Origin of the sequence: Thalassospira sp. CH_XMU1458 (assembly GCF_037027205.1) — a bacterium.
GTDB classification, from domain to species: Bacteria; Pseudomonadota; Alphaproteobacteria; order Rhodospirillales; family Thalassospiraceae; genus Thalassospira; species Thalassospira tepidiphila.
Genome location: NZ_JAYMDW010000001.1, coordinates 380,492 through 402,385, shown reverse-complemented (window position 1 = coordinate 402,385; position 21,894 = coordinate 380,492). Strand labels below are relative to the sequence as shown.

The 21,894-nt window shown below is 56.0% G+C and carries 20 protein-coding genes; 8 read left to right on the top strand and 12 right to left on the bottom strand.

Translation table 11 applies throughout. From position 1 onward, the window contains the following. Window positions 1-127: 127 nt before the first annotated feature. Entirely contained in the window at window positions 128-1,129 is a 1,002-nt protein-coding gene (gene trpS / locus WBY09_RS01900; protein ID WP_197147753.1) for a tryptophan--tRNA ligase, read from the top strand. 83 nt (window positions 1,130-1,212) lie between these two features. On the opposite strand, the gene WBY09_RS01895 is transcribed toward trpS, so the two are convergent. Together WBY09_RS01895 and ribA are read right to left on the bottom strand one after the other, a co-directional pair. Continuing rightward, a complete protein-coding gene (locus tag WBY09_RS01895) occupies window positions 1,213-2,682 on the bottom strand; it encodes a hypothetical protein (protein WP_336231864.1) in 1,470 nt (489 codons plus the stop codon). Window positions 2,683-2,959: 277 nt separating this feature from the next. Continuing rightward, complete coding sequence (ribA, locus tag WBY09_RS01890) at window positions 2,960-4,117, bottom strand: GTP cyclohydrolase II (protein ID WP_008888736.1); 1,158 nt, start codon at window positions 4,115-4,117, stop codon at window positions 2,960-2,962. 405 nt (window positions 4,118-4,522) lie between these two features. Here ribA and WBY09_RS01885 point away from each other — a divergent pair, with 405 nt between their 5' ends. Continuing rightward, window positions 4,523-5,212, top strand: coding sequence for a response regulator transcription factor (locus WBY09_RS01885; protein ID WP_008888737.1), 690 nt, complete (start codon window positions 4,523-4,525; stop codon window positions 5,210-5,212). 230 nt (window positions 5,213-5,442) lie between these two features. Here WBY09_RS01885 and WBY09_RS01880 read toward each other — a convergent pair whose 3' ends face one another. Then, window positions 5,443-6,138: a YggS family pyridoxal phosphate-dependent enzyme gene (locus WBY09_RS01880; RefSeq protein ID WP_197146313.1), complete on the bottom strand. Its 696-nt coding sequence runs from the start codon at window positions 6,136-6,138 to the stop codon at window positions 5,443-5,445. A gap of 69 nt (window positions 6,139-6,207) precedes the next feature. On the opposite strand from WBY09_RS01880, the gene WBY09_RS01875 reads away from it, so the two are divergent. Together WBY09_RS01875 and WBY09_RS01870 are read left to right on the top strand one after the other, a co-directional pair. After that, window positions 6,208-6,858, top strand: a complete 651-nt coding sequence (locus WBY09_RS01875) for a thiamine phosphate synthase (RefSeq protein WP_197146314.1) — start codon at window positions 6,208-6,210, stop codon at window positions 6,856-6,858. A gap of 18 nt (window positions 6,859-6,876) precedes the next feature. Beyond that, complete coding sequence (locus WBY09_RS01870; protein ID WP_286791112.1) at window positions 6,877-8,097, top strand: glycosyltransferase family 9 protein; 1,221 nt, start codon at window positions 6,877-6,879, stop codon at window positions 8,095-8,097. 112 nt (window positions 8,098-8,209) lie between these two features. Here the strand turns inward: WBY09_RS01870 and WBY09_RS01865 are convergent, their stop codons facing one another. Both WBY09_RS01865 and WBY09_RS01860 read right to left on the bottom strand, forming a co-directional pair. After that, complete coding sequence (locus WBY09_RS01865) at window positions 8,210-9,250, bottom strand: porin (RefSeq protein WP_064780465.1); 1,041 nt, start codon at window positions 9,248-9,250, stop codon at window positions 8,210-8,212. 543 nt (window positions 9,251-9,793) lie between these two features. Further along, window positions 9,794-10,873, bottom strand: a complete 1,080-nt coding sequence (locus WBY09_RS01860) for a porin (RefSeq protein ID WP_286791111.1) — start codon at window positions 10,871-10,873, stop codon at window positions 9,794-9,796. Between WBY09_RS01860 and WBY09_RS01855 the strand changes: the two genes are divergently transcribed. The 4 genes from WBY09_RS01855 (at window position 10,843) to holA (ending at window position 13,937) form a co-directional block, all read left to right on the top strand. After that, window positions 10,843-11,673, top strand: coding sequence for a DUF3576 domain-containing protein (locus tag WBY09_RS01855; protein WP_336231863.1), 831 nt, complete (start codon window positions 10,843-10,845; stop codon window positions 11,671-11,673). The two genes, WBY09_RS01860 and WBY09_RS01855, sit on opposite strands and share 31 nt — an antisense overlap. Window positions 11,674-11,678: 5 nt before the next feature. Then, complete coding sequence (locus tag WBY09_RS01850) at window positions 11,679-12,341, top strand: hypothetical protein (protein WP_336231862.1); 663 nt, start codon at window positions 11,679-11,681, stop codon at window positions 12,339-12,341. After that, complete coding sequence (locus WBY09_RS01845; protein WP_286791109.1) at window positions 12,338-12,844, top strand: LPS assembly lipoprotein LptE; 507 nt, start codon at window positions 12,338-12,340, stop codon at window positions 12,842-12,844. Before WBY09_RS01850 ends, WBY09_RS01845 begins: the two co-directional genes overlap by 4 nt. 61 nt (window positions 12,845-12,905) lie before the next feature. Further along, window positions 12,906-13,937 carry a DNA polymerase III subunit delta gene (gene holA / locus WBY09_RS01840; RefSeq protein WP_286791108.1) on the top strand — a complete coding sequence of 344 codons (1,032 nt, stop codon included), beginning with the start codon at window positions 12,906-12,908 and terminating at the stop codon, window positions 13,935-13,937. A 251-nt stretch (window positions 13,938-14,188) separates the two neighbouring features. Here the strand turns inward: holA and WBY09_RS01835 are convergent, their stop codons facing one another. From WBY09_RS01835 to WBY09_RS01805, 7 genes are all read right to left on the bottom strand, one after another. Continuing rightward, entirely contained in the window at window positions 14,189-15,421 is a 1,233-nt protein-coding gene (locus tag WBY09_RS01835) for a ParB/RepB/Spo0J family partition protein (RefSeq protein WP_336231861.1), read from the bottom strand. After that, entirely contained in the window at window positions 15,418-16,245 is an 828-nt protein-coding gene (locus WBY09_RS01830; RefSeq protein ID WP_008888748.1) for a ParA family protein, read from the bottom strand. The genes WBY09_RS01835 and WBY09_RS01830 overlap by 4 nt, the downstream gene beginning before the upstream one ends. Then, the gene (rsmG, locus tag WBY09_RS01825) at window positions 16,242-17,153 is read right to left on the bottom strand and encodes a 16S rRNA (guanine(527)-N(7))-methyltransferase RsmG (RefSeq protein ID WP_336231860.1); all 912 of its coding nucleotides are present in this window, start codon (window positions 17,151-17,153) and stop codon (window positions 16,242-16,244) included. The genes WBY09_RS01830 and rsmG overlap by 4 nt, the downstream gene beginning before the upstream one ends. A 148-nt stretch (window positions 17,154-17,301) precedes the next feature. Beyond that, the gene (gene mnmG, locus WBY09_RS01820; RefSeq protein WP_336231859.1) at window positions 17,302-19,203 is read right to left on the bottom strand and encodes a tRNA uridine-5-carboxymethylaminomethyl(34) synthesis enzyme MnmG; all 1,902 of its coding nucleotides are present in this window, start codon (window positions 19,201-19,203) and stop codon (window positions 17,302-17,304) included. Between the two features lie 144 nt (window positions 19,204-19,347). Continuing rightward, on the bottom strand, window positions 19,348-20,721 hold the full coding sequence (gene mnmE / locus WBY09_RS01815; protein WP_197146318.1) for a tRNA uridine-5-carboxymethylaminomethyl(34) synthesis GTPase MnmE: 1,374 nt from the start codon (window positions 20,719-20,721) through the stop codon (window positions 19,348-19,350). Window positions 20,722-21,119: 398 nt separating this feature from the next. After that, the gene (locus WBY09_RS01810; protein WP_286791105.1) at window positions 21,120-21,443 is read right to left on the bottom strand and encodes a (2Fe-2S) ferredoxin domain-containing protein; all 324 of its coding nucleotides are present in this window, start codon (window positions 21,441-21,443) and stop codon (window positions 21,120-21,122) included. A gap of 14 nt (window positions 21,444-21,457) precedes the next feature. Continuing rightward, window positions 21,458-21,718 (bottom strand): DUF6489 family protein, encoded by a 261-nt coding sequence (locus tag WBY09_RS01805; protein WP_008888754.1) that lies wholly within the window; start codon window positions 21,716-21,718, stop codon window positions 21,458-21,460. Window positions 21,719-21,894 lie beyond the last annotated feature (176 nt).

Below are 21,894 nucleotides of genomic sequence, written 5' to 3'. Positions count from 1 at the left end.
TGACCAAATCGGGCCAGACCCTAAACTCGCGCGCTGTTTGCTTGCATGCTCGTCCGCCGGCGGGTGTCCAAAACCTGGCGGAGTATGCTGGCTCTGTTAAACTTAAATTGAAATGGACGACGACGTTATGGAACGTGTGTTTTCGGGCGCTCAGCCCACCGGTAACCTTCACCTTGGCAACTATCTTGGCGCGATCCGCAACTGGGTCGAACTGCAGAAGAAATATGAATGCATCTTCTGCGTGGTCGATATGCATGCCATCACGGTCTGGCAAGACCCCAAGGAACTGCGTTCCAACATTCGCGAACTGGCGGCCAGCATGATTGCTTCGGGCATTGATCCGGAAAATCAGGTGCTGTTTAACCAAAGCCAGGTTTCCGCCCATGCCGAACTGGCCTGGATCTTTAACTGTGTCGCGCGCATCGGCTGGATGAACCGCATGACCCAGTTCAAGGAAAAGGCGGGCAAACATCGTGAAAACGCGTCGCTCGGCCTTTATGCCTATCCGAGCCTGATGGCGGCTGACATTCTGGCCTATAAGGCGACCCATGTACCGGTCGGCGAAGACCAGAAACAGCATCTTGAGCTGGCACGCGATATCGCGTTGAAATTCAACACCGATTACGAGGTCGAAGGCTTCTTCCCGCAGCCGGAACCGCTGATCCTGGGTCCGGCAACGCGTGTGATGTCGTTGCGTGACGGCTCGAAAAAGATGTCAAAGTCCGATGCGTCCGATATGTCGCGCATCAACATGACCGACGATGCCGAAACGCTTGCCAAAAAAATCCGCAAGGCAAAAACCGATCCGGAACCGTTACCATCCGAGGTCGCCGGTATTGAAGGCCGCCCGGAAGCCAAAAACCTGATCACCATCTATGCAGCGCTGACCGACAGCACGGTCGATGCAGTTCTGGCAGAACATGGCGGCACCCAGTTCTCTGGCTTCAAACAGGCGCTGACCGACGTGGTTGTCGAAAATCTGGCACCGATCACCGAAGAAATGGCACGGCTCAAGGCCGATCCGGCCTATATCGATTCCGTTCTGGCCAAGGGTGCCGAGCGTGCCAACGCCATCGCCCAGCCGATCCTCAAAGAGGTCAAGGAAATCGTCGGTTTCCTCAATAGCTGATCGCACCAGACCATCTGAACATCAAAAAGCCCGCCGGTTTAAACCAGGCGGGCTTTTTTGTTTTGATTTCGAAACATGCCTTATCAGATCGCATTTCCAGACGGTGAAGGCTTCTGCTGCATCGCCTGATATTTCTTCAGACCATCCATCATCGTCTGGCTGAACCAAGCACCCACCGGCGCATCGCCATTCAGGTTATCAGACGCCTGCTGCAACAGCGGGTGATCAGCTGGCGCGTCAGCAGCCGGTGCATTGGCGGGAATGGCCGATCCACCCTGATCTTTGTTGGCGACATCGTATCCGTCATAGGCGGTTTCCGGGCGATCATCGGCCACCGCATTGCTGCTGGCGACGGCATCTGCCGCCATGGTTTGTGCCTTGTCACGGCCAAGGGCAGCGTTAAAGCGGGCCGCCATTTCGGCCGCCGACAGTGGCGTGCCATCTGGCGACGTCGTCTGTATTTCGCTGGCCTTGCGTTCTGCGGTCTCGGCCTTCACGGCATTCAGTTTGGCGTATTTGGCTTCATGGGCGGCCATTTCAGCGGAAATGGCCATGCCGTTGGTCTGGCGGCTAAGCCGGCCGCTGCTGGCGGCACGCGCCCATACGGTATTGGCATCACCGGTGCTGGTGACCGGGCGACGCGCGGTCTCGGTTGCCGTCGAATTGGATGCGACGGTCCGGTTGAAGGCAGATACCGGGTTCGCCGTTCCTGCCGATGCCATGGCAACGGTCAGTTCTGCCGGATCGGTTGAGGGCGGGACAGATGCCGAAGCAAGTTCTGCCTCAGGCTGCGTTGTTGGCTGGGTTTGGCTGGCTTGTGCAACCTGTGCAGCCACTGTCTGAGGCATTTGCGCACCTTGTGCCCACGGCACATTCAAATCAGAGGCCCGAACGCCCGTGCTGCCAGCTGCGGCATTCGATGCCAGCATCGCCTGATCAACCGGGGCCGTTGGCGCAGACTGTACAATGGTGGCCTGTTCGGCCGGGCTGACAGATTGTGATTGCGGGCCGGTCATCCAGGGCAGAACCAGATCGCCCTGATAGGCGCCGTTCTGCGCGACCGTGGTTGCCTGATTGGTGGGTGCGTTCGCATTGCCCGCATCGGCCACCGCCGGGCCATCATCAATGCCGCTGCCCCCAAACCCGTCTTCGATCATGGCCATGAAGTGGGTGCCGGTATCGTCGCCGGTGACCGCATCGACCACGGCATCAATCGCCGCCCCGGCAAGGCCAAACACCCCGCCAAACAGACCGCCACCCGCCACGCGCGCGCCATTGCCGATCTCATCGCCGGTGAGCGAGCGATAAATCATCCCGACACCGGGAATATGTTGCAAAGGATTGATCACATCGAGGAAATCGGTGAATTCAAAGCCATCCTCGCCAAACATATATTGCGAGAATGTCCGGCCTTCGGCCGTGCCAGAAAGCTGGTCAGCAGCATTGGATTGGGCAAACTTGCCGTTTGCCGCCCCATTTGTGCCACCTGCACCGCCCGCGCCACCGGATAGGCTACCGGGCGAAATTTGCCGCCAATTTTCACCAATCGACATGTCTGTCCTCCTCTTGCCAACTGTTTTGCAAAAGGAGTGCCAGTTTTAGCGCGCGCTAACGCTTTGAATTATCGTTATCTTATTGGGAAAGAATTTCGCCAGACTTGCCTGTCGGAATCTTCTGCCGGGTTGCATCGGCATATTTAAGTCAGGCGAGATTTAAACTGTGTGAGATGTGGCGAAAATGATGGGTTCGGCGAGCACTGGCGCGCAGCTTACTTAAAGCGCGTGAACCATGCACAGCAGAAACCGTTATTTGCAGGCCATCCCACGCAGTTTAAAATAAATGGCCTGCCCGGTCCTTTTTGGTCTGCAGATAAAACTCGTTATGACCATTGGACGGGAATTTGTGCGGGACACGTTCGGAAACCGTGACACCCCAGCTTTCAAGACCGGTGAGTTTCTCCGGATTGTTGGTCAACAACCGCACACTTTCAAAGCCCATCTGACGCAGCATTTCGGCTGCCGGGCGATAAACGCGCTCATCGGCGTCAAAGCCAAGTTCCTCGTTGGCATCAAGGGTGTCAAACCCGCGATCCTGCAGCGCATAAGCACGCAACTTGTTCACAAGCCCGATGCCACGCCCTTCCTGACGCAGATAAAGCACAATGCCGCCCTGCCCGCTTTTGGCGATTTCCGAAATCGCACCGCGCAGCTGCGGTCCGCAGTCACAACGCAGCGACCCGATCAGATCGCCGGTAAAGCATTCCGAATGCAGGCGGATCAGCACCGGTTTGTCCTTGGCCGGTTCATCAATCACGATGGCCAGATGTTCCTGCCCGCCATCTTCCGGGCGAAACGCAATCACAGTGACGTTTTCGGCATCTTCAAGCGGCACACGGGCTTCGCTGACCTGGCGCAGGCTTGCTGCCGAGGCATTTTCATAACCATTGATGCTTTCAGACTGCAACACCAACAGGTTCTGCGCGCGGGCAAGGGTTTCAAGCTGATCGGCACTGACCGGCACCGTCACAACGGCGGGCAACAGGCGCGCAAGCTTTGCCAAACGGATTGCGGCATTTTCCGCCATGCTGACCGGTCGCCAATCGCCCGCAGGCAACGCATCAAGATCAAGCAACGGATTGGCAATCTCACCCAGACGATTGGCATCAACAGCCGATTGGTCGGCTGAAACAAAGGCGACAAACGGATCATCCTTGGCCGTCTGACCAAGCGATTTGGCCCGCACGCGCGGAAGCACAATCGCCGGTGCGGTGTCGCTTCCGGCGATGTCACACAAACGTTGCAGGCCATGTTGTGACAGCGGCTCGGCGGCAATCACCGCAACGCTGTGGGCTTCGCCATTGTCATGCCCCTGAACCAGGACGATCTCGCCACGGCGCAAATCTGCCACGGCGCGGGAAACCGTTACCAGATCGGTTGCCGGGATCAGATTGCTGTCATTTTGGGCCGTCACGGCGGAGCTTTGGGTCATCGGCATCTTGTCTTTGTGATCACAACATCGCGATCCGGTGGCTATGGGGCTGGATAAAGACCCGGTTTAATTCATATAAGCGCATCAGGCGATGCGAACCTGCTTGGTCGGTGATGCGCAAAATCGCAGGAAGACGAGCATCTTTCAAGATTTTACGACACGACTTCGCAGACAAATCGCCCCTACTACCTAATCCGGTTGGGCCGGGAGTTAAAGGACCAAACAGAAAACAGTTTGTTCTTGAAAATACAACTTAAGATGCTGATCCTATGGTTCAGCGCGGAATACGTAATGCATATATGGCGGGCCGGACCCGAAAGCGCCACAAAAACAAGCCGGTAAAATCAACATCAGGCGCAGACCCCGGATATGACGGCGGATCTGACAAGCAGCAAGGGATGGTGAATGTCGACAGGTAAACAGGTTCTGGTGGTTGAGGACGATGCAGCGCTCAGCCAGTCTTTGACGGAACAGCTCAGACTTCATGAAGATTTCGAATGCGTGGTTGCCAACAGTGGCAAGGAAGCACTCGATCTTGCCAAGGATTCCTATTTTGATGTGATCCTGCTTGATGTTGGCCTGCCGGATATGGATGGCCGCGATGTCTGCAAACTGATGCGGCGCGCCAATGTGAAATCACCGATCATCATGCTCACCGGCGCCAATAGTGACTCTGACACCATTCTGGGTCTGGAATCGGGCGCCAATGACTATGTCACCAAGCCGTTTCGCCTTAATGTGCTTTTGGCCCGCATTCGTGCGCATATCCGCCAGCATGAACAAAGCGAGGATGCCGTCTTTGTTATTGGCCCCTATAGCTTCCAGCCCAGTGCCAAGATCCTGATTGAAACCGCGACCGAGAAAAAAGTCCGCCTGACGGAAAAGGAAACCTCGATCCTGAAATTCCTGTTCCGGGCTGGTGACAAACCGGTCAGCCGTGAAACATTGCTGGACGAAGTCTGGGGCTATAACGCTGGCGTTACCACCCATACGCTTGAAACCCATGTGTATCGCCTGCGTCAGAAAATCGAGAAAGATCCGTCAAACGCGGCGATCCTGATCACCGAACCAGGCGGTTACAAGCTAATCCCCTGATCAGACACTGGTTTTAGAACCCACCAAAAGAAAATCCCGCTGATGCGGGATTTTTTTGTCACAGATGTCGGGTTACGGCGTCTATGTTATCGCCCTGATTATCCACAGAACAGCCCAGATCATGCAATCTGGCGTTAAATACACAAAACCGACCTAAAATATGGCCTTTTTCACAGGTTTTCGCCCCGAATATCGATTTAGATACCGAAATTTAGGCCTTTTAAGGCCAATCAATAGCCCCGGGAGCCAAAAAGTGCTGTCCCAACCCGCACATGGGTGGCGCCAAACCGGATTGCAGCCTCGTAATCGCCGCTCATGCCCATGCTTTTGATTTTAAGACCATGGCGATCGGCAATCTTGCCAAGCAGAGTGAAATGCGGAGCGGGTTCCTCATCGACCGGGGGAATGCACATCAGGCCAATGATCGGAAGTTTAAGCTCTTCGCGGCACATCTTGATGAAATCATCGGCATCCTTTGGCGCGATGCCGGCCTTTTGCTCTTCCTCGCCAGTATTGATCTGAATGAACAGATCCGGGCAGGCACCGGTTTTATCGCGGTGTTTGGCCAATGCATTGGCCAGCTTCGGGCGGTCCACCGTTTCAATCACGTCAAACAGGGCAACCGCATCCTTGACCTTGTTGGTCTGAAGCGGCCCGATCAGATGCAGCTCGATATCAGGAAACTCGGCACGCAATTCCGGCCATTTCCCGGCCGCCTCCTGCACGCGGTTTTCACCAAACACACGCCTGCCATCCACCAATGCCTTGCGCACATGATCGGCATCATGGTTCTTGCTGACACAGACCAGCGTCACATCACCCGGATCACGACCGGCGGCGTCACATGCCGCATTGATATTGCTCTGGATTTCGGCAAGGTTGTCGGCAACGTCGGTTTTGCCAGATGACAGATCATGATGGCTCATGGAGGGTGGTCCTTCATCGGTAACGCATTCAGGAACGGCAGGTATAGCTGCCAAGTCGGGAGTGTATCAATGGATAAGGCCCTGTTAAAGCAGGCACGCAGGCTCAACCTGCGCAATGGCGGCCCGAATTGCCCGATTCCGCCGATTGTCCTGATGACCGATGATCAAAGATTACCCAACCCGGAACCCGCCATCCGCGCCCTGCCCCGCGACAGCATGGTCATTTTCCGCCATTACGATCATCCAATGCGCGCAAAGCTCGGCGCAAAGCTCCGCACAATCTGCCGCGCAAAGGGCATTCCCTTTCTTGTGGCAAATGACGTTGGGCTCGCACTCCGGCTCGATGCCGACGGTCTACATTTCCCTGAATACCGTGCCCTGGCCGATCCCGGTATTTATCAGCGAATTCCGGTACACTTTATGCGCACATCTGCCTGCCACGCCCCAAAAACGGTTCAATGTCTTGGCCTTCTTCCGGAAACAGCGCGTCCCGACGGTGTCCTGATTTCCCCGATCTTCCCCACCCAAAGTCATCCGGGCGCAAATCTGATGTCACGCGCCGATATCCGCCAGATTTCAAGGATGTGCCACATGCTCGGCATCACACCGATTGGGTTGGGTGGCATAACTGCACAAACAATCGGAAACCTGCGGACTTCCGCACTTGCCTCCATCGCCGGGATCGGGTTTTCTGTTGCCACCACCCCATCCACCCGTTGACCGGAGTTCTCCCGCAAAATGCCCCGGGCCCCGCACCCATCGCGCAAGACATTCACCCGTTTTGCTTCCAAACAGCCGTTTCAGTTTGGCCTGCCCAATGTCAGTTCCGAACTTAGCCAGAGCTCAGACAACAGCCCGATCTATTTCACTCGGGCAACATCGCTGCTGCGGCGGCAGGTTCTGGCAACGGCGTCCGGGGTCAAGATCAAATCTGACAATTATCGGTTTCAGGTTCTGCCGCGTGATGGCTGGGGCGAACGGGATTTTTCCGGAAAATCAGTGCTGTTTCTGATCCCCGATGACGCGCTGGGCGACTGTGTCGGCATGGCGCTGTTTTTCCGGGCGCTCAAACAACGGTTTGGCGATATCCGGATTGGCGTTCTTAACGCTGGCAGCGCATCGGACATCTTTGCGCTGGTGCAGGGAATCGAGATTTTTCAGCTGTTTATCTCGAGCGCACAGCTCAAACGTTTCGATTACCTAATTGATCTCAGTGAAATGGAAGGCTGGCGGGATATCGCCACCATGCCGGTCAATCCGGAAGAAGCACTCTGCGAGGCCTTTGGCCTCCCCCCGGTCCCACTCGAGAAACGACAGCTACCAAAGGGAACGCGACTTAAAGTCGGGATTGTGCCCATGGCATCCTCACCGTTACGAACCCTGCCCCCCAAGCTCGTCAGTGAAATTACAGCCATGCTGGCCAAACGGGATTGTGACATCACCCTCGTGCTCAATGCCTATCAGGGCGTGATGAAAGCCTACAAGGCCGCACTTGGTCCCCTTGCAGGAAACAGTATTCGGGTTGTCGATGGCTTCAAAACGATTGGCGATCTGGTCTCGTTTGTCGCACAGCAGGATTATCTTGTCGTCGCCGACAGCGGCCCCGCCCACATCTCCAAACTGTTCCAGACCCCAGGAACTGGCATTTACAGTTCGGCCGACGCCAAAACGCTCCAGGGCCGACATACGAATTTACGCGCCTGGCAAAGTGATTTCACGGGACCACATTGCAGCGCCCCCTGCGGGCTGGCAAAACTGCGCGCAACGCCGGATGGCAAAATCGGCTGTATGGGCAGTCTTGGTCTCCCCATCTCGGCACTGCCGGGCACACCGGAAAAAAGTGATCCCGAATTGGCCCGGGCATTGGTCACAAACAAACCGGTGCCCTGCGTTTCCAAGTTGGACGCGGACATTCCAGCAATCAGCGACTTGATATCCCAAGACCTCGCCAAAGCTTGAATCCACCAAAAGCGTAATCCGTTCGCAGTGATCGCGTCGAAAAACATCCAAACAAGCAAAAAGAAAGGGCGACCGAAGCCACCCTTTCAAAGCCCTGCAGAATTCCGAAGAATTAGAAGGTAAGTGCGATACCGGTAACCGCACCGTAGCCGTCGTTGTCGGCGATCGCTGCGTTATCGGATTCGTCATCGAACCAGAAGATTGACGATTTCCATGCAACGCCTGCGCCAAGCGCATAGGACATCCCGAGGTCAACCGTGCTGACTTCACCGGTACCGGACAGATCAACGCCATCAGAGGAGCTGTCGATGTCGCGGTTGCCGTATTCCGCATAACCATAGGTCAAAGAGACGGTTGCTGCATCCATCGCATAGGAGACGCCAACGTCAAATGCGTCGGTGTCGTCACCGGTGCGGGAGTTTTCACCCTGTGCATAATCGTCTTCGATGTGACCCCAGGAGGTACCGACTACGAAGTTGCCGAAACCAACGGTCGCACCAAGGCCATACCAATTGCCTTCGCCCTGGTTTTCACCAGTTGCAGAGAACCCGAGCGCGATACCATCGAATTCGCCCTGATAGTTGATGCCAGCCGAGAGGATGTTATCGCCATCAGTTGCGGTGTCGTTGTTGTTCGAACCGCTATCATCAGCATAAGAGAAACCAAGCTGGAAGCCGCTGATGTTCGGGCTGTAGTAGGTGAAGCGTTTCTGGTCGCCGCTCGAAGGAACGGTATCGATCAGGTATGCATCAACCCAGTTGGTCAGGTCGCCATCGTTGACGCCTACCGGACCAACGGACGGTGCAGTGAAGCCCATCGAGTCAGCAGCGCTGTCGTCTTTGCCGAGGCGTACTTCACCGAAGCCACCATTGATGTACAGGTACTGTTCATCGATCTGGTCAGACGAGGTTTCGCCTTCGAGTTCGATTTTCGCACCAACTTCGATGCCGTTATCAAGCGTGGTTTTGCCCGAGAAGTGAACTTCGGTGTCGGACTGGAAGGCGTTCTTGGATTCGCCAACATCCTGGTCAGCTACACCAGCCCACTGTTCCATGTAACCACCAACCGAAAGCTTGATCGGCTCGGAAGCCTGCGCGGTACCTGCGGCTGCGACAGCGACGAGTGCGCTGGAAGCAAAAAGAATCTTTTTCATAATAACCCTCAATAGAATGACGTTTTGGGACGAAGGGGTTTGAACCGGACGGCCCTTCGTTCTGTCGAGAGTGATATGGCCATTGAAATGAATAAGGGTCAATTATAATAAATGGATTTTGGTCAGTTAAATAACGGTGTGTTGTATTTTTGCAACTGGTTTGTGCCGTTTATATGGGGGATATCGGAACTATTAGGGTATATATCAGTCAGTTACTTATTAGGTAATACGACATTACCCCACATAAGCACACCTAACTAACTTCTGGTCATTTAATGATAGCGTTTCGATTCTCTCACAAATCTGAGTCTTGATATCGATTGATAAGGTGAACCTTGGACGGAGGAAGGCAATGAACAAGACGAACGACGTCTTTGACATCACCCGGATTTTTTGACTACGACCGAGTTTTTAACGCTGTTACGTAGCGCCAAAACTGTGCTCGATGGAGACACGCGTTCGTCTCTGAATTGGCAGGCGGGAAAAAAAAGAAGGGGGTGGAAAATCCACCCCCTTCAATCTGTCGTCCAATCTTAGGAAAGATTAGAAGCCAAGACGGAAGCCGGTAACAACACCGTAACCTTCGTTGTCGTCAGCTGCACCCGGGTTTTCGCCCTGATCGTCGAACCAGAAGATCGACGAACGCCAGCTAACGCCTGCACCGAGGGTATAGTCGAGACCCGCATGCACGGTGTTGATTTCGTCAACGCCCGAAACGGTTGCGGAACCGTCGTTCTCACCATATGCATAGGTAAGGGAAACGGTCGCTGCATCCATTGCATAGGAAACGCCGATATCGAAATCGGTGGTGTCTTCGAGTTTGTTCGCGCCTGCAGCCGGCTTGCCAGCGCCGAATTCGCCATCGGTTTCAGATACAGAAGCGCCAACGGTGAAGTTGCCGAAGCCAACGGTCGCGCCTACGCCGTACCATTCACCTTCGCCGAAGCTCTCACCAACAAGCGAAACACCGAGGGAAACGCCGTCGAAGTCACCACGGTACTCAAGACCACCAGAAACGCGGCTATCGCCGGTCTGGGCAGTGTTGTTGTTTTCAGAGGAGTCGTCGTCTGCGTAGGAGATACCAGCTTTGAAGCCGCCAAGGGTCGGGGTGTAGTAGGTAACGCGTTTGGAGTCACCACCAGCCGGAACGGTATCCGGGACTGCGTTGGTGGTTACCCAGTTACCAAGGTCGCCGTCGTTTGCGCCAACCGGACCAACGGACGGAGCGGTGATGCCCATGTCAGCTGCTGCGCCGTCTTCCGCGCCGAGACGAACTTCACCGAAGCCGCCGCTGACATACATCCAGGATTCGTCAACGGTCGAAGCAGCGGTCGTCACGTTATTGCCAGCAGCGTTCGTAGCGGTAGTTTCACCGTTGTTACCTTCGAACTCGACAGTTGCACCAACTTCGATGCCGTTATCAAGGGTGGTCGAACCCGAGAAGTGGATTTCAGTGTCGGACTGAATTTTGTTTTTGGATTCGAAGCGGTTTTCTTCAGATGCAGCGCCTACCCACTGCTCCATGTAACCACCTACGGACAGGCTGATCGGCTCAGAAGCCTGAGCTGCACCTGCGAAACCAACAGCGACGAGTGCGCTGGAAGCTACCAGAATCTTTTTCATCTTTTCCCTCAACGTCTTTGAATGCGTTTTACGCAATACAAATATTTTGGACAGCTTTTGCCGTCCGGTTCGACGCTATGGAGCCAGCATTTGTCCGTCCCGTCAATCATAGTGTGATCAAAATGCGACATTTGTTCAGAAATGTTGCACAAAAACCACACATGTTTTTATTTGCCGTTTGGCCCAACCGCCTTATAGTGCGGTCACGTATTACAAAGGCATTCTTAAAGAAGGTTCGCAACGTGCAGACTTATCTCGCGAAGTCACTGGGCATTCTCTTCATTCTAACCGTCGTGTCCGGCTGTGCGGGTAAATCAGACCACGCAAACATGCCCGGTTCCGCACCAGGTGATCAACGTGTCAATGGCAGAAGTGCTACAGTCAACGATATTAGGGAACAAGGCTCACTGTTCGGATCGGACGGACTGAGTATTTTCGGCGGTGAAGAGAAGCAAGAAGGCTCCGGTTCCGGCATCGGTGTTAACAGCTTCCTATGGCGTGCGACACTTGATACCCTCTCCTTCATGCCCTTGAATTCTGCTGATCCGTTTGGTGGTGTAATTATTACCGACTGGTACACGCCGCCGGAATCTTCAGATGAACGCTTCAAACTGACAGCCTACATCCTTGGCACAGCCCTGCGCTCGGATGCCATTAAGGTTTCCGTCTTCCGCCAGGTCAATGTCGGGCCTAACCAGTGGCAGGATGCGGTTGTTGAACCGGGAACTGTCACCTCGATGGAAGACGCTATCCTGACCCGCGCCCGTCAACTGCGCATTGACAGTGCGAATTCTCAATAAGGCTGATGTCGCAAGACACACTTTATATATCGTCTGAATACAACCCCCATTCGCTGCAATGCGACTGGGGGTTTATTGTATCGGCAGAACGACGTGATGTTTTTGAGGTGATACCAGACAGTCTTGCGACGATTCGCACTGCACTCTATTTCTCAGTTCTTAAGGCATCACCACCGGATTTTTCGCCGCCCCCGTCTCAGCGCGATCATCCTGCCAAGGTAACAACCGACGAAACAGTGGGCAATGGCGCACAGCTCTATCATGAAGTCGGGTTCGATATCATGTCACTCGCTTTGCTAGCCGATGTGCCAGCCCACCGACCCTTACACCTGACACAAAACAGCCTGATTGGTCATTGGCGTTGGTTACGTGACGTCTGGCGTGTGGGATACTCGCGCCCACAGTTTACGGCTACCATGGATACCCGGAACGCGGTGACAGAGGTATTACGAAACGGCAAAAACAATCTCGCCATTGCCGAGCTGCGCAATCTGTTCAAAAAGGTGCAGCAGGATCCGCACAATGCTGAACTGTACATTTCTTTTCTCAGCAGCCTATCTCTGTTTTGCCCTTTTATCGCAACCGAACTATTGTGGCGCCAAGGCCGGATTGAACAGGATCCCATCAGCCGGCCCCGGACCAAAGATAAAGAAGGTATAGCTGAATGACATTGCGCGCGGTTTTTCCGGTTCTCGCACTCCTGGCCCTGACAACGCTCAGCGCCTGCGGATTTCGCCCGCTCTATGCCACAGCGGGTGACGATTACAACACCGCAGCCAATATGGCCCAGGTGAAAGTCGCCCTGATCAATGACCGTGTCGGCCAACTGACCCGCAATGCACTGCTTGAGACGCTGACCCCACGCGGGCAAAGTGCCAACCCGCTCTATGACCTACAGTTGACCCTGAGCGAATCGACAAGCGAGCAAGGCTTTACCAAGGAAAACGAGGCAACGATTGCCGATTTCCTGATTAACGCACAATACGAACTGGTCCGCCGAACCGATACCAAGGTCCTGCGCAAAGGATCGGTTCGCGCCCGAACCAGCTACAACATCGTCGATTCGGATTTTGCCAGCATCGAGGCCAAAAATGCTGCGCGCAGAGATGCCGCACGCAACCTCGCCCAGCAGCTGGCCAACCAGGTGGCGATTGGCCTGCGGTCCCAATAACGTCGTTCTCCGAACCGTTCACACGTCACGCCCACTCCCCTAATGAACCACAAGGCGCATCATGAAGCTCAAGGCAGCACAGGTTGAAAACTTCTTGCGCGCCCCGGATGCGAAGGCGCAGCTGGTCCTGATCTATGGCGAGGACGAAGGCCTTGTGCGTGAACGTGCGACCAAACTGGCCAAAACCGTGGTCGAGGACCTCAAGGATCCCTTCCGCGTGATCGAGCTTGGCACCGCCCAACTCAAGGAAGACCCCAGCCGCCTGCGCGACGAGGCCGCCGCCATGAGCTTTGGCGGCGGGCGCCGTGTGATCCGACTCCGCGATATCGGTGATGCGCAGGCTCCTGTCATTGCCGATTTCCTCGGCGATCCGGCCGGCGATGCCCTGATTGTGATTGAGGCCGGAAGCCTTCCGACTCGCTCCAAACTGCGTCAGGCAGTCGAAAAAGCCGGCAATGGCATGACCCTGCCCTGCTATGCCGATGGCGCGCGCGACATCGAAAGCCTGATCCAGTCGATCATGGAAGAACACAAACTGCGCATTGACCGCGATGCCACCGGCTATCTGGTCGCCAATCTCGGCTCGGACCGCATGATTTCACGAAGCGAGCTTGAAAAACTCGCCCTCTATGCGCTCAAAGACGGTCAGGTCACGCTGGCACACGCCATGGCCTGCGTTGGCGACAGTTCCGCACGCCACTATGACGATGTCATTCAGGCCGTCTCACAGGGCAATGTGGTTAATCTCGATGCCGCCCTGACCCGCCTGGTCGAAGAAGGCCTTAACCCGGTCGGCGCATTGCGCATGATGATCAGCTATTTTCAGAAGCTTCATCTGGTCAAGGGACAGGTTTCCCAGGGTACTAGCGCCGATCAGGCGATGAAATCGCTCCGCCCACCGCTGTTTTTCAAGGCTGCTGATCAGTTTCGCGCCAATCTGAATTACTGGGCGGTTAATAACCTGCAGCGTGCGTTGCGAATCCTGCTGGAAGCTGAAAAGGACTGCAAAAGCGGCCTGGCCATCCCCGAAACCATCGCCCATCGCGCCATGATCAAGGTCGCCGTTGCCCGCCAGAAACAGGTCAGACGGTAACCACCAACCCGATTCGCCAGTCTTCAGCGCCATTGTGCTAACTGAGGCCGTTGCCATATTATTGGCGTGCTAGGACTGGAATGCGTCCAAAACGCAAAAACGCGGTCCGGGATATGATCCCCGCACCGCGTTAAATATCTAAAGGATCCGCTTCACCTCAACCGATTTGCCGGCCGCCTTTGCCTGCTCGGCTTTCAGTTTCTTAAGCTGATCGATCTTGTCGCGATCAAGATCCTTCATGCTGGTTTTGGTTACGGCTTTTTTCCCGTGCCATCTGCAACCTCCTCCAGCACATCTTCGTCGACTTCTTCCTGCGCGATCGGCATATCGCCCTCGGGCTCATCGTCGATCATCGGGCTGTCGTCATCGATCCTGTCAAGATCACGGCCGCCATCAACCGCATCGGCAATCGATTCGAGCTCGCTGGTCAGCGCATCCTCGTCTTCGTTTTCCGCATCATCGACCGATTCGGCTTCAAACTCGTCATCTTCGATAAACATCGAATCGAACTCGTTTTCATCCGGGCCGGGCGCAGCATCAGCATCGGCGTCATCGGAAATGTCGGCGGCCTTGCCATGGGTCAGGCGCTGCAGGATGTCATCAAGCTGCTCAAGCGTTTCATAACGGATCGAGATTTTACCCGCCGATCCGTCAAAGTCGATATTGACCGCCAACCCCAACATGTTGCTGAGGTCGCGCTCCAAAGACACCGTATCTGGGTCTTTCTCGATCGAAGACCGACCTGATGATTTCTTCGGACGCGCGGACTTGCCACCATCGGTTTTGACCAGTTTCTCCGCCTGGCGAACATTCAAACCCTTTTTCACGATCTGGGCCGCAAGCTCGACGGCATTGTCCGCCCCAAGCAATGCACGGGCATGGCCGGAGCTTAGAACCTTGTCTGAGAGCATCTGCTTGATCGGGGCTGGCAGGCCCAGCAAACGCAGGCTGTTGGCAATGTGGCTGCGGCTTTTACCCAGTGCCTGACCAAGTGCTTCCTGCGTGTGGGAAAACTCGCTCATCAGGCGGTTATAGCCCTCGGCCTCTTCAAGCGGCGACAGATCCTGACGCTGCAGGTTTTCAATCAGGGCAATTTCGGCGGTTTCGCGATCATCAAATTCGCGCACCAGAACCGGCACTTCATGAAGCTGTGCCCGTTGCGCCGCACGCCAGCGACGTTCACCGGCGATGATTTCGTATTTGGTTTCACCCGTCGAAGAGGCCCGCACCAAAATAGGCTGAATGATGCCCTTTTGGCGGATCGAGGCCGCCAGATCATCAATCGCGTCATCATCAAAATTGCTGCGCGGCTGAAACGGCGAGGGTTTCAGATCGGTAATCGCAATATGCTGCGTCGTCCCGCCCGGTCCCGGATGGGCCGCCTCGGCGCTATCGCCACTGGCGGCAACCGCAACTTCTTCATCCTCTTCGCCCAGAAGTGCAGACAGTCCCCTGCCCAACCCGCGTTTTTTTGCTTCGCTCATGCTTTCACCCCTTCGCGTTTCAGGACTTCGCTCGCAAGATTCAGATAGGCCCGTGAACCCGGGCACTTCATGTCATAAACCAGCACCGGTGTTCCGTGGCTGGGGGCTTCGGAAACACGGACATTGCGCGGAATCACCGTGCGATACACCACATCCCCGAAATAATCGCGCACATCATTGGCAACCTGGGCCGACAGGTTGTTGCGCTTGTCATACATGGTCAGCACAATGCCCTGGATTTCAAGGTTCGGATTGAACGCCTTCTTGACCCGCTTGATGGTCCGCACCAGATGGCTGACCCCCTCAAGGGCAAAGAATTCACATTGCAACGGTACGAGAACCGCATCGGATGCCACCAGCGCATTCAGGGTCAAAAGACCCAGCGACGGCGGGCAATCGATCAGGACGTAATCAACATCGTGCGGCAATTTGCCAAGCGATTCCTTAAGCTGCATCTCGCGACGGTCGAAATCGACCAGCTCGATCTCCGCCCCCGAAAGATCCATGCCCGACGGCACGATGCTGAGCCGCGGGATCGAGGTTTCCTTGCGTGCCTCTTCCAAGGTATTGCCGTTGATCAGCACGTCATAGGAACTGATTTCGCGGTCGGACGGACGCAGGCCCAAGCCGGTACTGGCGTTGCCCTGCGGATCAAGATCGACAATCAGAACCCGCTGGTTTACCGCGGCCAGTGCAGTTGCCAGATTGATCGTCGTGGTGGTCTTGCCCACACCGCCCTTCTGGTTGGCCACGGCGATAATCCGCGGACGATGCGCGGCACCATCAGATTTCGTCGAAAGCGGCAAATCAATAACATCCGTCACCGGCCCACTCCTTTTAAGATCATCACGACACCGTCCGGATCGACCAGACTGGCATGCGTGGTTACATCAAATGTCCAACCAGCGTCACGTGCGTCCGCCAGCTCATCCTCAAAGGCACGTCCCTTCAGCAGCACATAATGGCCGCCGTCTTTCAAATGGCGCTGCCCCAACTCCAACAGCTTCGGCAAGGGGGCAAAGGCGCGCGCCGTAATCACATCGGCCTGCCGCGGGGCAGCCGCCTCGATCCGCTCACGGGCAATTTCGGTCTTATCCAGCACACCGCAAACCCGGGCGGCTTCCATCAGGAAGACGGTCTTTTTGGTGTTGGATTCCATCAAGGTGACGTTATTGGCGCCAAGGATCGCCAGAACGATGCCCGGGAACCCGGCACCCGATCCAAAATCAACGATTTTGCCGGTTGTGGCGATGTCTTCAACATACGGCCAAAGCTGCGCAGAATCCTGTAAATGACGTCCCCAAACGTCTTCGGCCGTGCTGGCGCCAACGATATTAATCCGTGGCTGCCACTTCACGACAAGGTCTGCATACTGGCTGAGGCGATCCAATGTTTCACGTGAAACATTCAAATCCTGCTCAAACCATGTTTTTACGGGTGTGGAAATTGTCTGCATATTTGAGTTATAGGCCGAGCCCAAAAAACACACCAGTCTTGATTTTCGTCCGTTTGTGTTTTTGGCCGCGTCGGATGCGATAAAACACCTAAAAACAGCGTCGAATGTTTCACGTGAAACATTCCGACACCAAAACGCATCATTCCAGACCCAAAACACCGCACATTCGATGAAGTTTGACTCCCCACCGACACCGCATGGGCGACTCCGGCACCTTGCCCAACCACAATCCCCTGCGACTCGGCAGAAGCCGGTGATGACCAGCCACACTTCCACATGACCCGGCTGTCTCATCCGCCTGCCCTTACATCCGACGCGCCAGCCAAAACAAAACGCCCGGCCAGTGAATTTGGCCGGGCGTTATAATGGGGATCAGAAGCGTCCGGATCGGACCCATTATATAGTGTGTTTGGACGAAGACCGATCAGGCGGTCTTGCTGACGGCGGCCGTCTGATGCTTGTGGCTTTTAATATGACCGAGCAATGCGGTCACCGCCGCCGGAGTAACACCCGGAATGCGCGATGCGGCGCCGATGGTTTCCGGCTGGATTTCTTTAAGCTTCAACCGGATCTCTGCCGACAGCCCGCCGACCTTATCGAAATCAAGCCCGCGCGGCAGGCGCAATTCCTCGTCCCGGCGGAAGGCCGCGATGTCCGCCGCCTGGCGGTCGAGATAGCCTTTATACTGGGCATCGATTGACACCTGTTCCTTGATCGCCGGGTCAAGTGCGCCCAGCTGCGGCCAGACCTTGGTCAGGGTATCGAAATCAATATCGGGATAGGCCAGCAGGTCATAGGCCGAGCGGCGCACACCATCCTGATTGATCTTGATATCAAACTTGGCCAAACCATTCGGGGTTTCGGTCAGCTCGGATACTTCTGCCTTGGCAGCATTCAATGCAGATTTCTTGGCATCCCATGCCTGCGCGCGTGTCGATGCGATGCAGCCAATATCAAGACCGCGATCCGTCAGACGCTGATCGGCGTTATCGGCGCGTAGCATCAGGCGATACTCGGCGCGCGAGGTGAACATGCGATATGGCTCGCGCGTGCCAAGGGTCACCAGATCATCGATCATTACACCGATATAGGCGTCAGCCCGATCGAGAACGAATTCGCGCTCAGCACCCCCGGCAATCAGGGCGGCATTCACACCGGCAATAAGCCCCTGCCCAGCGGCTTCTTCGTAGCCGGTGGTGCCATTGATCTGACCGGCAAAGAACAGGGCCGCGACCTTTTTGGTTTCCAGCGTATGACGCAGCTCGCGCGGATCAACAAAGTCATATTCCACCGCATAGCCGGGACGGAAGATCTCGACCTTTTCCAGACCCGGAATGGTGGCGAGCATGGCAAGCTGGACGTCTTCGGGCAGCGAGGTCGAAATGCCGTTCGGATAGATGGTCGGATCGTCGAGCCCTTCGGGTTCGAGGAAAATCTGATGCTGATTTTTCTCGGCGAAGCGGACGACCTTGTCTTCGATGGACGGGCAATAGCGCGGACCGCTGCTTTTGATTTTGCCGCTATACATCGGCGCACGGTCGAGATTGGCGCGAATGATTTCGTGGGTCGCCTCGGTCGTCCAGGTCATATGACACGGAATCTGCGGCACGGTAATTTCGCGGGTCAGGAACGAAAACGGCTCTGGCGGCGTGTCGCCCGGCTGTTCCTGCAAACTTGCCCAATCAATGGTCCGGCCATCAAGGCGGGCCGGCGTTCCGGTTTTCAAACGGCCTAATCGGAAATCATATTTTGCCAGCGTCTCAGAAAGTCCGGTTGCCGGGGCGTCGCCCATGCGACCTGCCGGTTCGGATTTCTCGCCAATATGGATCAAACCATTAAGGAACGTGCCCGTGGTCAGCACCACCGCACCGGCAAGGTATTCGGTGCCATCGCCAGTGACGACGCCCTTAACACGATTATTGTCATCAATGATCAGGTCCTCGACACCGCCTTCAAGAATGGTGAGGTTTTCCTGTTCAGCCAACATATCCTGCACCGCCTGGCGATACAGCTTGCGATCTGCCTGCGCACGCGGCCCACGGACTGCGGGGCCCTTGGAACGATTGAGCATACGGAACTGGATACCCGCGCGGTCAATCGCGCGGCCCATCACGCCGTCAAGCGCATCAACTTCGCGCACCATATGCCCCTTGCCCAGACCACCGATGGCCGGGTTGCACGACATTTCCCCGATGCGATCCGCACGGTGGGTGACCAGTGCCGTGGATGCGCCCATGCGCGCGGCGGCAGCAGCGGCTTCGCATCCGGCATGGCCACCGCCGACCACGATCACGTCAAAGCGGTTATTTGGCACGTTCTGTGACATCGACTTCCTCACTCAATCCCCACTGCTTGTCACGCGGCGGGTGTGAACCCTGTTTGGTTCGAATAGGTGTATATGGTCAACCTTGTGACGAATGTTTCACGTGAAACATTCTCGGGAGACAAGTCTAACGACTCTTCCCTAACTCTATTTGCCGATACAGAAATCCCCGAAGATAATATCGAGCAAATCTTCCACATCGACACGTCCGGTAATCTTGCCGATTTCGCGGACAGCGAGGCGTACATCCTCGGCCGCCAGTTCTGCGATATCGGTCTGCAATCCGCGATCCAGATGATCGCTGGCACTTTCAAGTGCCCGCCGATGGCGCAGCCGTGTCAGCGGCACGGGCCCGGCAAAATCGAGCCCCTCTTTTACGCGAGTCTCCAGCAGTTGCAAGAGGCTTTCCATCCCCTGCCCGGTCATGGCCGATATGGGTAAAACGGGAAGCTCCAGCGCCCGACCATCGACCGACGTTCCCTGCCAGCTTGCCGGAATGGCGCTGCTATCGGTCGCATCGACCTTGTTGATCAGGATCAGCGTCTTGTCATCTATCAGGCGGGCAGCCTCCGGATCAATCTTCGGCCAGTCATTGCGATCAATCACCACCAGACGCAGATCGGCATTTTCCGCCCGCTCGGTCGCACGGCGCACACCCTCGGACTCAATCACATCGCCGCTTTCGCGCAGGCCCGCGGTATCGACCATGGTGACCGGAAAGCCCCCCAGATCGAGATGAACCTCGATCATGTCGCGCGTGGTCCCCGCGATCTCGGACACAATGGCGGCATCTCGCTGAGCCAGCCGGTTAAGCAGGCTCGATTTGCCGGCATTGGGCGCGCCCAAAATGACAATCTGGAACCCTTCGCGCAGGCGCTCACCACGGCGGTTATCGGCCAGATGGCGTTTGACCTCGTCATTCACCGCGCGCAAATCGCCATGCACCACCGGCACGATGCCATCGGGCAAATCTTCGTCGGGGAAATCAATATCGGCCTCGATATGGGCCAAGGCCTTCATCAGGCGCGCACGCCAGCCTTCATACAGCGTGCCCAGCTCGCCTGCCATCTGGCGCACCGCCTGGCGGCGCTGGGCGGCGGTTTCGGCGTCAATCAGATCGGCGATCCCCTCGGCCGAGGTCAGATCCATCTTGCCGTTTTCAAACGCACGCCGTGTGTATTCACCCGGGTCCGCCACGCGCAGACCGTCCTGACGCGACAGGCAATCCAGAACCCCTTCGATCACGGCCCGCCCACCATGGACATGCAGTTCAACCACGTCTTCACCGGTAAAGCTTGCCGGACCCTGGAAATAGATCGCCACCGCATCATCAAGCCGCTCACCCGATTGCGGATCGCGGATCGGGGCATAGATCGCATGGCGCGGCTTGGGCATTGTATCGCGGCCCAATAACGCACACAGCACCGCCCCCGAACGCGGCCCGGATAATCGGATCACGGCAACACCGGCACGCCCCGCGCCGGAGGACAGGGCAAAAATGGTTTCTCGGCTGGCAATCATGGCGGATCCGTCAGTTCTGAAAATGCGGTTGCGTGGCAGAGGAGGATATCGTCCAGACAGGCGCAAAGGTCAACATATGGCAGAAAATAACCAACAGGGGTTTAATGACCTTTGTGTTGGTGGCGCGGATCATCGGGTGCGCGTTGGCAGCCGCCCTCGCCCCGTCATGGACCCCCCGCCTGCGCGGGGGTGACGGGATTGCAGACGGCAGCTAGATATCGTTTCTGCTGCGGGCATCCAGCCTCATCTTGGGCCACAATGCCCAAAAGACCCATCATGCCCGCACAGAGTCTGTGCGCGCGGCGGCGGGTACGGGCATCCCTTGCAGTAGGGCACAAAAAAACAGGCCACACATATATTGCGGGCCGGTTTGATTACGCAAGGTCACGCAGGGGCGCTTATTGATCGGGATTAAGCTTTAAGCGTTCAACGATCTTGCCACCGATCAGATGATCATTGAGGATCGCCTCGATGTCTTCCATCGTCTCATAGTGATACCAGGTACCTTCGGGATAGACCACCATCACCGGGCCCAGTTCGCAGCGATCGAGACAGCCGGCGGTATTGATCCGGGTCTGTGGCAGGCCAAGTTCCTTGGCGCGCACCTTCATGTAGTTGCGAAGTTTGGTCGCGCCCTTGGAATAGCAGCATCCGCGTTCATGGCCGGCGGGGCGTTCGTTCTGGCACACGAAGACATGTGCCTGATAGTAGTGTTCACGCATGATAGCGGGCCTGCCTAGCCTTTGTCCTTGTCACCGGTACCGCCGGTACCCGCATTGAACTGGCCCCAGAAGGCTTTCTGAAGCTGTTCCCAGTTCTGAATGCCCTGTGGCAGCCAGGTATTAAGCATGGTTTCCGGATCCATCGCCGCCAGGTTGGCTTTCATGCGGTCTTCGATATCTTGCATCATCGCCTTTTGCATCGGCTGAACATCAGGAAGACCAAAGAAGGTCCGTGCCTCTTCCGGCGTGCAATCAATGTTCACGGTTACTTTCATCGCCCTGGTCTCCTGATCTGTTTTGTTTTTTGGTCTCTGTCACTTTATGTGACTGGCTGTTTGCATGGCTGGCCCATTATCCCCACCAGAACCGCCTTCGCAATCACAATAACGCCAACCAGCCCCTACCATATGGGAAGCAAGAGCATGCGGCGACCGCAACTTTCACAATATTG

Coding starts and splice junctions, on each gene's coding strand:
- trpS (WP_197147753.1), top strand. CDS start 128: ATGGAACGTGTGTTTTCGGGCGCTCAGCCCACCGGTAACCTTCACCTT.
- WBY09_RS01895 (WP_336231864.1), bottom strand. CDS start 2,682: ATGTCGATTGGTGAAAATTGGCGGCAAATTTCGCCCGGTAGCCTATCC.
- ribA (WP_008888736.1), bottom strand. CDS start 4,117: ATGACCCAAAGCTCCGCCGTGACGGCCCAAAATGACAGCAATCTGATC.
- WBY09_RS01885 (WP_008888737.1), top strand. CDS start 4,523: ATGTCGACAGGTAAACAGGTTCTGGTGGTTGAGGACGATGCAGCGCTC.
- WBY09_RS01880 (WP_197146313.1), bottom strand. CDS start 6,138: ATGAGCCATCATGATCTGTCATCTGGCAAAACCGACGTTGCCGACAAC.
- WBY09_RS01875 (WP_197146314.1), top strand. CDS start 6,208: ATGGATAAGGCCCTGTTAAAGCAGGCACGCAGGCTCAACCTGCGCAAT.
- WBY09_RS01870 (WP_286791112.1), top strand. CDS start 6,877: ATGCCCCGGGCCCCGCACCCATCGCGCAAGACATTCACCCGTTTTGCT.
- WBY09_RS01865 (WP_064780465.1), bottom strand. CDS start 9,250: ATGAAAAAGATTCTTTTTGCTTCCAGCGCACTCGTCGCTGTCGCAGCC.
- WBY09_RS01860 (WP_286791111.1), bottom strand. CDS start 10,873: ATGAAAAAGATTCTGGTAGCTTCCAGCGCACTCGTCGCTGTTGGTTTC.
- WBY09_RS01850 (WP_336231862.1), top strand. CDS start 11,679: ATGTCGCAAGACACACTTTATATATCGTCTGAATACAACCCCCATTCG.
- WBY09_RS01845 (WP_286791109.1), top strand. CDS start 12,338: ATGACATTGCGCGCGGTTTTTCCGGTTCTCGCACTCCTGGCCCTGACA.
- holA (WP_286791108.1), top strand. CDS start 12,906: ATGAAGCTCAAGGCAGCACAGGTTGAAAACTTCTTGCGCGCCCCGGAT.
- WBY09_RS01835 (WP_336231861.1), bottom strand. CDS start 15,421: ATGAGCGAAGCAAAAAAACGCGGGTTGGGCAGGGGACTGTCTGCACTT.
- mnmG (WP_336231859.1), bottom strand. CDS start 19,203: ATGTCACAGAACGTGCCAAATAACCGCTTTGACGTGATCGTGGTCGGC.
- mnmE (WP_197146318.1), bottom strand. CDS start 20,721: ATGATTGCCAGCCGAGAAACCATTTTTGCCCTGTCCTCCGGCGCGGGG.
- WBY09_RS01810 (WP_286791105.1), bottom strand. CDS start 21,443: ATGCGTGAACACTACTATCAGGCACATGTCTTCGTGTGCCAGAACGAA.
- WBY09_RS01805 (WP_008888754.1), bottom strand. CDS start 21,718: ATGAAAGTAACCGTGAACATTGATTGCACGCCGGAAGAGGCACGGACC.